Annotated in this window: 10 protein-coding genes; 4 read left to right on the top strand and 6 right to left on the bottom strand. The window is 72.7% G+C overall.

All coding sequences use genetic code 11. The annotated features are described in order from the left end of the window. Nucleotides 1-74: 74 nt before the first annotated feature. The 4 genes from J7I94_RS33570 to J7I94_RS33555 form a co-directional block, all read right to left on the bottom strand. Entirely contained in the window at nucleotides 75-2,297 is a 2,223-nt protein-coding gene (locus J7I94_RS33570) for an AAA family ATPase (RefSeq protein ID WP_215173380.1), read from the bottom strand. Between the two features lie 189 nt (nucleotides 2,298-2,486). Continuing rightward, nucleotides 2,487-2,816 (bottom strand): thioredoxin, encoded by a 330-nt coding sequence (gene trxA / locus J7I94_RS33565; RefSeq protein ID WP_251076131.1) that lies wholly within the window; start codon nucleotides 2,814-2,816, stop codon nucleotides 2,487-2,489. After that, nucleotides 2,810-3,211, bottom strand: coding sequence for a MerR family transcriptional regulator (locus tag J7I94_RS33560; RefSeq protein ID WP_215173376.1), 402 nt, complete (start codon nucleotides 3,209-3,211; stop codon nucleotides 2,810-2,812). Before J7I94_RS33560 ends, trxA begins: the two co-directional genes overlap by 7 nt. 116 nt (nucleotides 3,212-3,327) lie before the next feature. Beyond that, nucleotides 3,328-4,728, bottom strand: coding sequence for a cation:dicarboxylate symporter family transporter (locus J7I94_RS33555; protein WP_215173374.1), 1,401 nt, complete (start codon nucleotides 4,726-4,728; stop codon nucleotides 3,328-3,330). Nucleotides 4,729-4,872: 144 nt separating this feature from the next. Between J7I94_RS33555 and J7I94_RS33550 the strand changes: the two genes are divergently transcribed. The 4 genes from J7I94_RS33550 (at nucleotide 4,873) to J7I94_RS33535 (ending at nucleotide 9,015) form a co-directional block, all read left to right on the top strand. Continuing rightward, nucleotides 4,873-6,474 carry a sensor histidine kinase gene (locus tag J7I94_RS33550; RefSeq protein WP_215173372.1) on the top strand — a complete coding sequence of 534 codons (1,602 nt, stop codon included), beginning with the start codon at nucleotides 4,873-4,875 and terminating at the stop codon, nucleotides 6,472-6,474. Beyond that, on the top strand, nucleotides 6,471-7,148 hold the full coding sequence (locus tag J7I94_RS33545; RefSeq protein WP_215173370.1) for a response regulator: 678 nt from the start codon (nucleotides 6,471-6,473) through the stop codon (nucleotides 7,146-7,148). Before J7I94_RS33550 ends, J7I94_RS33545 begins: the two co-directional genes overlap by 4 nt. Nucleotides 7,149-7,273: 125 nt before the next feature. After that, nucleotides 7,274-7,939: an RNA polymerase sigma factor gene (locus tag J7I94_RS33540; RefSeq protein WP_215173368.1), complete on the top strand. Its 666-nt coding sequence runs from the start codon at nucleotides 7,274-7,276 to the stop codon at nucleotides 7,937-7,939. Beyond that, on the top strand, nucleotides 7,939-9,015 hold the full coding sequence (locus J7I94_RS33535) for a CU044_5270 family protein (protein ID WP_215173366.1): 1,077 nt from the start codon (nucleotides 7,939-7,941) through the stop codon (nucleotides 9,013-9,015). Before J7I94_RS33540 ends, J7I94_RS33535 begins: the two co-directional genes overlap by 1 nt. A 25-nt stretch (nucleotides 9,016-9,040) precedes the next feature. Here the strand turns inward: J7I94_RS33535 and J7I94_RS39410 are convergent, their stop codons facing one another. Beyond that, nucleotides 9,041-9,262, bottom strand: a complete 222-nt coding sequence (locus tag J7I94_RS39410; RefSeq protein WP_215173364.1) for a DUF397 domain-containing protein — start codon at nucleotides 9,260-9,262, stop codon at nucleotides 9,041-9,043. 903 nt (nucleotides 9,263-10,165) lie between these two features. Further along, nucleotides 10,166-11,584: a CoA transferase gene (locus J7I94_RS33525; RefSeq protein WP_215173362.1), complete on the bottom strand. Its 1,419-nt coding sequence runs from the start codon at nucleotides 11,582-11,584 to the stop codon at nucleotides 10,166-10,168. Nucleotides 11,585-11,603 lie beyond the last annotated feature (19 nt).

Raw genomic sequence — 11,603 nt, 5'->3', positions numbered from 1 at the left:
GTCGGCGAGTGACGACAACGCCGCAGATGCGCGTGCCAGACCCCGCGTCTGCGGCGTGATCCAAACGACAGGCCCTAGGGAGCCATGTCCACCAGCCCCTTCGGCAAGGCCCCCGTGTGCAGCACCCCCAGCCGCTGCGTGGCCCGGGTCAGCGCCACGTACAGGTCGCTCGTCCCGTACCGGCCCGGTTCGACGACCAGGACGGAGTCGAACTCCAGGCCCTTGGACTGGCGGGGGTCGAGCAGGACGACCGTGCGGGTGAGGTCGGGGCCGGTGCCCGCCGTGACGCCGTCCAGCCGGGCGGCGAGGGCCTCGTGCAGGTCGCGCGGGGCGATGACGGCGAGGCGTCCCTCGTCGGGGGTGAGTTCGGCGACCGCCTCGGCCACCGCCGCCGGCAGGTCGTCGACGGCGCGCACGAACGGCCGTACGCCGGTGGACCGGACCGAGCTGGGCGGCTCGAAGGCGGGGTCCTCGGCGCGGACCACGGCCGCCGCGACGTCCATGATCTCGGCGGGGGTGCGGTAGTTGACGCCGAGGCGGGTGTGCTCCCAGCGGTCCTCGACGTAGGGGGCGAGGATCTTCGACCAGGAGCCGACACCGGCCGCCTCCGCGGTCTGCGCCGGGTCGCCGACCAGCGTCATCGAGCGGGTCGGGCTGCGCCGCATCAGCAGCCGCCAGGCCATGGGCGACAGCTCCTGCGCCTCGTCGACGATGATGTGGCCGAAGGCCCAGGTGCGGTCGGCGGCGGCGCGCTCGGCGGCGCTGCGGTGGTCGTCCTCCTCCTGGCGTTCGGCGAACCGCTCGGCGTCGATGATGTCGTGCGCGGACAGGACCTCGGAGTCCTCCTCGTCCTTGTCCTCGAACTCGTACGTCCGGGAGGCGTAGGAGACGTCCAGGACCCCCTGCGCGTACGCCACCTGCTCCGCCCGCTCGCGGGCGGCCCGGTCGCGGGCCGGCCGGTCGTCCTCGCCGAGCAGCTCGGCGGCCTCGTCGAGCAGCGGTACGTCGGCCTCCGTCCAGCGCCGGGTCACCGGGCGGCGTACGGCGGCGGCGTCCTCGGCGGGGAGGAACTCCTCCGGCGCGGCGAGGAAGTCGGCGACCAGCCGCTGCGGGGTGATCCTCGGCCAGAGCTGGTCGATGGCGGACCAGACGTCCGGGTTCTCGGCGAGTTCGTCGCGGATCTGGGTGATGTCGGCGGCGTCCAGGAGGCTGCTGCCGTCGTAGGGGTCGGTGCCGATGCGCTCGGCGTACAGGTCGGTGAGCGTGTTGAGGACGTGGCCCTCGAAGTGCTCGCGGGCCGCGTTGTGCGGCAGCTTCGCGGCACGGGTGCGCTCCCGGGCGACCCTGACCAGGTCGTCGTCGAGCATCAGGATCTCGCGCTCGTGCTCGATGGCGATCACCGGATCGGGCAGCGCCTGCCGGGCGCGGACCACCTCGGCGAGTACGTCGGCCATCCCGGCCCGGCCCTTCACGGCCGCCGCCTCGGGGGTGTCCGTGGCCGTCGCCCTCACGCCGGGGAACAGCTCACCGACGGTGCCCAGCAGGACGCCGGTCTCGCCGAGCGAGGGCAGCACCTCGCCGATGTAGCCGAGGAAGGCCGGGTTGGGGCCGACGATGAGGACGGCGCGCTTGGCGAGCAGTTCCCGGTGCTCGTAGAGCAGGTACGCCGCCCGGTGCAGGGCGACGGCGGTCTTGCCGGTGCCGGGGCCGCCCTCGACGACCAGGACGCCGCGGTGCGGGGCGCGGATGATGCGGTCCTGGTCGGCCTGGATGGTCTGCACGATGTCGCCCATGCGGCCGGTGCGCGCCGAGTTCAGCGCGGCCAGCAGCACGGCGTCGCCGGACGGGTCCTCGTACCCGGTGCGGGTCCGGTCCCCGAGGTCGAGGATCTCGTCGTGCAGGGCGGTGACCCGGCGGCCGTCGCCGGTGATGTGCCGGCGGCGGCGCAGGCCCATCGGGGTGTGGCCGGTGGCCAGGTAGAAGGGGCGGGCAACGTCGGCCCGCCAGTCGATCAGGACCGGGGTGCGTTCGGCGTCGTCGGCGCGCAGCCCGATCCGGCCGATGTGGTGGTCCTCCCCGGAGGCGAGGTCGATCCGGCCGAAGCAGAGCGAGCCGTCCACCGCGTTCAGCGCGGCGAGCAGCCCGGAGCGCTCGGCGACCAGGATGTCCCTCTCCAGCCGGGCCTGCATGGGGGTGTCGCCCTGCGCGAGCGCGTCGGTGACCGAGGATTCGGTGTCGCCGCGCAGCGCGTCCACACGCGCGTACAGTCCGTCGATGAATTGCTGCTCGTGCCGCAATTCATCGTCCGGATATTCGGTGTTTGACAATTCTACTCCCGCCCGGATATACTGCGCTCATGAACTTCTTTGCGGCTCATATGTGTATAAAGTCGCGAACCACCTAATGTACGCAAGAAAATCCCCCGAGCGCAATTGCTCGGGGGATTTGTTGTGTTCCGGCTGACCCTGACTACCTGGTCGGACTGGTCAGAGTACGTCCGCCAGCTCCTCCAGGAGCTTGCGCTTGGGCCGGGCGCCCACCATGGACCGCACCGGCTCGCCGTTCCGGAAGACCATGAAGGTCGGCATGGACAGCACCTTGTAGGCGTTGGTCGTGTCGGGGTTCTTGTCCACGTTCAGCTGGACCACCCGGAGCCGGCCGGCCTCCTCCTCGGCCACGGCGGCGAGCACCGGGCCCATCTGCCGGCACGGCGGGCACCAGTCGGCGGTGAACTCCACCAGCACCGGCAGTTCCGCCTCGATCACCTCCGCCGCGAAGTCGGCGTCCGACACCTCGGTCACACCGTTGATCACCATGCGTGTCCTCCCAGTTCACAGCGCGGCTCCGGTCCCTCCGCAGCCGCCGCCTCGGCCCGCGCCAGCTGTGCCGCCACCGTGGACCGCACCCCGCGCAGCTCGCCGATCAGCGCGTCCAGTTCCGCCAGCTTGCGCCGGTACACCGCGAGCGACGCCGGGCAGGAGTCGCCCTCGGGGTGACCGGCCCGCAGACACTCCACGAAGGGCCGGGTCTCCTCCAGGTCGAACCCGAAGTCCCGCAGCGTCCTGATCTGCTCCAGGAGCTTCACATCGCGCTCGTCGTAGGTCCGGTGCCCGTGCTCGTCCCGCCGCGCGGGCAGCAGCCCGCGTGACTCGTAGTACCGCAGGGTGCGCGTCGTGGTCCCGGCGCGTGCGGCCAGCTCGCCGATTCGCATACGGACGAACGTATGCCTTGACGCGGACGTCAAGGCAAGAAACGGGGAGGGAGGAGAGGTCCGGGCGGCCGAGCAACGGGGGGAGTCTCAGCCGCCCGGGGTTCTCCGGGGAGGGATCAGGCCTTGGCCAGTTCCTTCTCGTGGCCCTGCTCGGGCAGGTCGGCCGAGTCGTCGTCGTGGCCGCCGTGGCCGCCGTGGCCGTCGTCGAGGAGTGTCCGCTCGTCGAACGGGACCCGTCCGGCCAGCACCTCGGCGACCCGCTCCTTGTCGATCTCCTTGGTCCAGGTACCGATCAGGACGGTGGCGACGGCGTTGCCCGCGAAGTTGGTCAGGGCGCGGGCCTCGCTCATGAAGCGGTCGATGCCGACGATCAGGCCGATGCCGTCGACCAGGGCGGGCTTGTGCGACTGGAGACCGCCGGCCAGCGTCGCCAGGCCCGCGCCGGTGACACCGGCGGCGCCCTTGGAGGCGACGAACAGGAACAGCAGCAGCGGGATCTGCTCACCGACGGACATCGGCGTACCCATGGCGTCGGCGATGAACAGCGAGGCCATGGTCATGTAGATCATGGTGCCGTCGAGGTTGAAGGAGTAGCCGGTCGGGACGGTGATGCCGACCACCGGCTTGCTGACGCCCAGGTGCTCCATCTTGGCGATGAGGCGGGGCAGCGCCGACTCCGAGGAGGACGTCGACAGGATCAGCAGGAACTCGCGGCCCAGGTACTTGAAGAGGGAGAGCGCGTTGACACCGGTGCAGATCTTCAGCAGGGCGCCGAGGACGACGATGACGAACAGGACGCAGGTGACGTAGAAGCCGAGCATCAGCACGGCCAGGCTCTTCAGGGCGTCCACACCGGCCGAACCGGTGACGGCGGCCATCGCGCCGAAGGCGCCGACCGGGGCGGCCCACATGATCATGGCGAGGACGCGGAAGACCAGGCGCTGGATGTGCTCGATGCCGCGCAGCACGGGCTGGCCGGTCTTGCCCATCGCCTGCAGCGCGAAGCCGCAGAGCAGGGCGACCAGCAGGGTCTGGAGGACCTCGCCCTCGGTGAACGCCGAGACGATCGTGGTCGGGATGATGCCGAGCAGGAACTCGGTGGTGCCCTTGGCCTCCGCGTCGACCTGCGCGTGGCCGGTCTCCTTGACGGCGTCGGTGACCGCGAGGCCGGTGCCCGGGTCCAGGATGTTGCCGACGATCAGGCCGATCGCCAGGGCGACCAGCGACATCACCATGAAGTAGGCGAGGGCGATACCGCCCACCGCGCCGACCTTCGCCGCCTTGCGCACCGAACCGATGCCGAGCACGATCGTGCAGAAGATGATCGGCGAGATCATCATCTTGATCAGGTTGACGAAGCCGGTCCCGATCGGCTTCAGCTCGACCGCGAAGTCCGGCGCGATCAGGCCGACGGCGATACCGAGGGCCACCGCGACGATCACCGCGATGTAGAGATAGTGCGTGCGGTCCCGCTTGGCGGGGGGTGCGGCTGGTGCCGAATCGGCTGCGCTGGTCACGGCGGCCCTCCTTGGCGACGTCGGTGTCACCGGCGTGCGGCTCACGTCCGGGGTGGGGGAACCCGGTGACTATCTCGTGCCCTGTGAGCGCGGTCACCCTTGTGTTCATTTAGTTCACAATCAGCCAAGAGGGAGACTGTCGGCATGCACCTCCGTGTCCCCCGCCCCCGCAGCCTGGCCGCACAGCTCTTCGCCGTGCAGGCCGTGCTGATCGCGGTGCTGGTGGCCGGATACGCGGTGTTCACCTACGTCAACGACCGGGGTCAGGCCGAGTCCGCCGCCGGACGCGAGGCGCGGGCCGTGGCCCTGTCGATAGCCGGCTCCCCGTCCGTACGGGAGGCGATCCGGACGTCCGACCCGTCGGCGCGGTTGCAGCCGTACGCGGTACGGGTCATGGCGGACACCGAGGTCGACTTCGTCACGATCATGAGCCCCGAGGGCACCCGCTGGACCCACCCCGACCCCGAGCAGATCGGCCGCACCTTCCGGGGCCACATCGAGCCCGCCCTGGCCGGCCGTACCTTCACCGAGACCTACACCGGCACGCTCGGCCCCTCGGTCCGCGCGGTGACGCCGGTACGGGACGGCGGGCGCGTCGTCGGCCTGGTCAGCGCCGGCATCAAGGTCGACGAGATCAGCAAGCTGGCCCGGGAACAGCTGACGGCCCTGCTCACGGCGGCGGCCGGGGCGCTGGCACTCGGCGCGGTCGGCACGTATGTCATCAACGCGCGGCTGCGCCGGCACACCCACGGCATGAACGCGGCCGAGCTGAGCCGGATGCACGACTACCACCAGGCGGCCCTGCACGCGGTGCGCGAGGGCCTGCTGATGCTGGACGGACAGCACCGGGTGGCGCTGATCAACGACGGCGGCCGGGAGCTGCTGGGCGTCGACGGCGAGGTGGTCGGCACCCAGGTGGCGGACCTGGGCCTGCCGGCCCCGCTGACGGGCGCGCTGCTGGCCGCGGAACGCCGCGTCGACGAGGTCCACCTCACCGCCGACCGCGTCCTGGTGGTGAACACCTCCCCGGTCTCCGGCGGCGAACGCCGCGGCACGGTCGTCACCCTGCGGGACGTCACCCAGCTCCAGTCCCTGATGGGCGAGCTGAACTCCGAGCGCGGCTTCTCCCAGGCCCTGCGCTCCCAGGCCCACGAGGCCGCGAACCGCCTCCACACGGTCGTGTCGCTCATCGAGCTGGGCCGCGCGGAGGAGGCGGTGGAGTTCGCCACGGCGGAACTGGAACTGGCCCAGGCGCTCACCGACCAGGTGGTGGCGGCGGTCGGCGAACCGGTCCTGGCCGCGCTGCTGCTGGGCAAGACGGCCCAGGCCAACGAGCGGGGCGTGGAGCTGGTCGTCTCCCCCGACTCCCGCCTGGACGACGGCCTCCTCCCCCCGTCCCTCCCCGCCCGCGACCTGGTCACCATCCTGGGCAACCTGATCGACAACGCGGTGGACGCGGCGCAGGGCGGGGTCCGGCCCCGGGTGACGGTCACGGCGTACACGGACCGCGAACGCCTGGTGCTCCGGGTCTGCGACACCGGCCCCGGGGTCGACCCCGACCACGCCGACCTGGTCTTCCAGCGCGGCTTCTCCACCAAGCCGGCCGGCCCCGGCGGACGGGGCCTGGGCCTCGCCCTGGTCCGGCAGGCGGTCCACCGGCACGGGGGCACCCTGTCGGTGACGGAGGCGGCGGGCGGCGGGGCGTCCTTCGAGGCGGAGCTGCCGCTGACGGCGGTACGGGCATGACGGCCATCCGCGTCCTGGTGGTCGAGGACGACCCGGTCGCCGCCGACGCGCACATCCTGTACGTCGGCCGGGTGCCGGGGTTCACCGCCGTGGGCAAGGCGCACTCCGGCGCCGAGGCCCGCCGCGTGCTGGACCGCACCCCGGTCGACCTGATCCTCCTCGACCTGCACCTGCCGGACGTGCACGGACTGCAACTGGCCCGCACCCTGCGCGCCGCCGGCCACCGCGCCGACGTGATCGCGGTGACGTCGGCGCGGGACCTGACGGTGGTCCGCGAGGGCGTGTCCCTGGGCGTCGTCCAGTACGTCCTGAAGCCGTTCACCTTCGCGACCCTGCGCGACCGCCTCGTCCGGTACGCCGAGTTCCGGGGCACCGCCGGGGAGGCGAGCGGCCAGGACGAGGTCGACCGCGCGCTGGCCACGCTGCGCCCACCGGGGCCCGCGGCGCTGCCGAAGGGCTTGAGCGCACCGACCCTGGAGCGCGTGACGGACACCCTGCGCGCCGCCGGGGAGGGCCTCACCGCGGCGGCCCTGGGCGAGGCCGTCGGCATCTCCCGCATCACCGCCCGCCGCTACCTGGAACACCTCGTCGACACCGGCCTCGCGGCCCGGCGCCCGCAGTACGGGGCGGTGGGGCGGCCGGAGTTGCAGTACCGGTGGGTGCGGGGGCGGTAACCGCCGGCCTCACCCGCGGTCGGACACCCCCGCCGGTACCGCTGTGACGCGGGTCACCGGAACGCCGCGGCCCGGCCGGAGAGGTAGGGGGTGTGAGCTGTGATGAACAGGAAGATCGGGAGCGCATGCGCGCACGGGTCAGAGCGGGCGACCACGAGGCGTTCGCCGCGCTCTACGAGGAGTACGCGCGGGCGGTCTACAACCACGCCTACCGGCTGACGGGCGACTGGCCGACGGCGGAGGAGGTGTTGTCCGACACCTTCCTGGCGGCCTGGCGTACCCGTCGCGCCGTCGAGCCGGAGGGCGGCTCACTGCGGCCGTGGCTGCTCGGCATCGCCACGAACAAGGCACGCAACGCCAACCGCGGTGTCCGGCGGCGCCTGGCCTTCCTGGCCCGCGGCCCCGTCCAGGAACCGGTGGCGGACATCGCGGACGCCACGGCCGGACACGTCGACGACACACGGCGGCTCGCCGCCGTCCGGCAGGCACTGGACGGACTGCGCCGCCAGGAGCGCGAGGTGCTGGTCCTGTGCGTCTGGTCCGGCCTGGACTACGCCGAGGCCGCCGAGGCCCTGGGCGTCCCGGTGGGCACCGTGCGGTCGCGGCTGTCCCGTGCCCGTAGCCGGCTGCGCCGGCTCACCGACGAACGGCCCGGCCCGGCACCGGACGGGACCGCGCGGCGAGCACGCCCCGCGGCAGGGGTCCGATCCGGCCGGGAACCCCGCCCCGGCCGCGGAGAGGTAGAGAGCAGGGCCGCGTTCGTGGCCCTGCCCATCCAGGAGGAAGCCTGATGAACGACCGTGCCTTTGGCTCCGAACGGGCCGAACGCGAGGAGCTGGCCCGGCTGTTGCCGGCCCCGGCCGAACGGGACCTCCCCCCGGGCCGTCATCTCCACCACAAGGACACCTTGATGCGTCTGATCGACCAGGACGGCGACCGCGCCACCCCCCGTCCCCGCCCCCGCCTCCTGCGCCCCGCCGTTCTCCTGCCCGCCGCCGGTCTGGCGCTGGGCGGGCTGCTGCTGACCACGCTCTCCGTGACCGGCCAGGACAACGCCCCGGCGCCGTCCGCCGCGGGCACGAGTTCCGCGTCCACGGCCTCGCGGGACGCGGCCGTGCTGCTCGGCCGGATCGCCTCGGTCGCCGCGCGGAGCGACGCGCAGACGGTCGCCGAGGACCAGTTCGTGTACGTCAAGTCACTGCAGACCGACGCCGAGGGCGAGTTCGGTGGCCCGATCACGCTGACCGGGACCAGCCACCGTGAGGTCTGGATGTCGCAGAAGTCGGAGCCGGTGATCGATGTCGGCCTGATCCACCAGGACGACTCGTACCTCGGGATCGAGGTCGGCGTCCCGGACGGCGAGCCCGCCGTCGGCGAGCCGGCGGGCATCACCCGGCCGACGTACGCGTGGCTGGCCTCGCTGCCCACCGACCCCGACGCCCTGCTCCAGCGACTCAGCACCGAGATCACCAAGGACCAGGACGCACGCGACACCCCGGCCGAGGACCGCGACGAGGCGCAGGACGCCTTCGACGCCATCGGTGGGCTGCTGGGGGAGACGGTGATGCCGCCGAAGACCGCGTCGGCCCTCTACCGGGCCGTGGCGAAGATCCCCGGCGTGACCGAGGACCCCGACGTGGTGGACCTGGCCGGCCGGCACGGCATCGGCGTGGCCCGCGTCGACCCCCGGATCGGCGAGCGCACCACCTGGATCTTCGACCCGGCCACCCTGGAGTACCTGGGCACACAGCGCGTCCTCGTCAAGGACACCACCCTGGGCGAGAAGGGCGCCCTGGTCGGCGCGTCGGCGGTCCTGGAGCGCGCGGTCGTGGACGCCCTGCGCGAAAGGCCGTCGAAGACGGCCTGACCCCGGGCGGACAGACAGCCGGTGATCACAGTTCGCCGGCCATGACCCCGGCTCGGAAGGCGGCCCACCCCGCAGCGGTGAAGCAGAGGGGTGGGCCCTCGGGGTTCTGGGAGTCCTTGACGGCCCTGGCGCCGTCGGGGCGTCCGGCGACTTCGGCACAATGGTGCTCCGGACCACTGGCGGAAGCCTTCCGCCATATCGCACCGGTGAGGTCGTACGCGTACGGCTCGGTCTTGGGACGGGTCACTTCCGGTGCCTCTCCTCCAGTTCGGCGGTCTTGGCGAGCGAGTCCTCCACCGGAAGGGCCGCCGCGCGGATGCGTTCGAAGGCTCTGGCAAAAGGCGTCGCGTCGTCGCCCTCGACACAAGTCGCGCCTCCGAGGTTCTCCCAAGAGCACTACGAGCGGCATGGGTTGTGGAAAGGACGTGACCGTGGAACCGCCGACGACGCCGGGGTTCGGGGTGCCGTCCAGAGGCATCAACTGCACAGTGACGTTGGGCAGCTCGGCCGCGTCGCGAGTGGCGGCGCGTCCACCACGATGACCGCGAACGTCGGCAGAACGCGTAGGGCACCCTGCGATTTCAAGGCAGCCCGGCAGCCGCTCCCGGACACAACACCAGCCACGAAGAACGTGGACAACTCCCACCCCGCTGTCCTCCCCTCACTCATTTGAGCGCCCTCCTGACATTCACCCCCCACCTGCTCACGTTTTCCGACGACGGGTTACCTGGCCCCCGGCAGCCAGCCGGGGGAGCGATCCCTGCGCTGCCCCGCACGCGACCCATCGGTCCCCGACCGGACGCGGCGAGATGTCAGCCCCCGCCCGAGCGCACCATTCGGCCGATGCCCAAGCCCGAGCCCGAGCCCGAGCCACAGCCTGAGCCACCCCTGAGGTGATGGCCGGAGGTGGTCATGTCCGAGAGGAACGGCCGATGCGGGGTTTCGTCATCCCGCCGGGCCGGGGCTGTCCGTCACTGCCCGAGGCACCCGCGAACGGGGCGGCGGCCGGTTCGGGACACGGTCCCCGGCCGAAGTGCCGTCGTCGACGACACCGCAAGGCTCGCCGTGGAGCCGGTGTGCACCGTCGGCGAAGAGGGCGGGGCTGTGCGGGCCGAGGACGCGCGCTGGACGCAACAACCGAAGGTTTCCGTCAGGCGCCGCCCCAGACCGGCGCATCCGTCCCCCACAGCCCCGGCGGGCGCGCCCAGTTCACCGGGCCCCCCTCGTACGCCACCGGCGGCAGCGCGTGCCGCAGTCGGCCCATGGGGCTGTCCGTCTCGGTCAGCCTGCGTCCGGCGTCGAAGCCGTCGTTCTCGCCCGGGGCAGGGGCCAGGTCGTGGACCAGCCAGTGCGCGGTCCGTGTCAGGGCCAGGCGGACCAGGCGGGTGCCCCCCGTGCGCTGCTGCTCGGTGAGGGCGCGCAGCACCCCGGCCGCCAGCAGATAGCCGGTGCCGTGGTCGAGCGCCTGGGCGGGCAGCGCGCCGGGCGCGTCCGGCGAGCCCTCCAGTCGGGCGATGCCGGTGGCCGCCTGGACCAGGCTGTCGAAACCGCGGCGCTCGCGCCACGGGCCGTCATGCCCCCACGCGGAGAGTTGGGCGATCACGAGACCCGGCCGGCGCCCCGCGAGCGCCTCGGGTGACAGCCCGAACCGGTCCAGCGCGCCCGGCCGGTACCCGGTGACCACCACGTCGGCCTCATGCAGGAGTTCCTCGAAGACCCGGCGGCCGGTGGCGTCTGCCAGGTCCAGGGTGGCCGACCGTTTCCCCATGCCCGTGTCCTCGTGGGCTTCCTGGCTCTCCGGCAGCTGCGGGGCGTCGATCCGCAGCACGTCCGCGCCGAGCAGCGCCAGCGTCCGTGTGGCGACGGGCCCGGCCAGTACACGGGTCAGGTCCAGGACGCGCAGCCCCGCGCACGGCAGCGCGGCGTCGGCGAGCATCCGGTGCGGGGCGTCGTCGAGGCGCGCGGCCGTCAGCAGCGGTCGCTCCGCGACCAGGACGCCCTGCTCCGTGCCGGCCCACTCCCCCGGGCCGCGTACCGCGACGGCCAGGCCGCCCGCCGCGTACACGGCTTCCTCCACCTCCAGGGCGGGACGCCCCGCGACCGCCCGTGCCACCGCGTCCACCGCGTCCACCGCGTCCACCGCCTCCTCGCCGGCGTCCCCCGGGACCCCGAGGGCGGCGAGCAGACGGGCCCGGTGGTGCGGGTAGTTGGCGTGCGTACGGACCCACCCGTCGGCCGCCCGCCAGAACCGGGACAGCGGCGCGAACGTCGACCACGCCCGCCCGTCGACCCGCACCAGGCGGTCGCTGAGGAACGCCGCCGCGACCGCCTCGTCGTCCACCCGTACCCGGGGCACGGGCCGTCCCGTGCGCAGGGACGTCAGCTCGGCGGCCGCGAGCGAGCACACCGCGACGGTGGCCCGCGCCAGCTCCATGACGGGCAGCCGCGCCGGCAGCCCCCCGGACGGACCGCCGTAGGACACCCGGTCGAGCAAGGAGGAATCGGCACCCAGTGCCACCCAAGCCTGCGATGCACCCGAGGCGACAGAAGAGCCGACGGAAGAAGTCATCCCTCCACTATGGCACTGA

The sequence above is a fragment of the Streptomyces sp. ISL-12 genome, assembly GCF_018614415.1.
Classification (GTDB): domain Bacteria; phylum Actinomycetota; class Actinomycetes; order Streptomycetales; family Streptomycetaceae; genus Streptomyces.
This window is presented reverse-complemented; position numbering and strand designations above follow the sequence as displayed.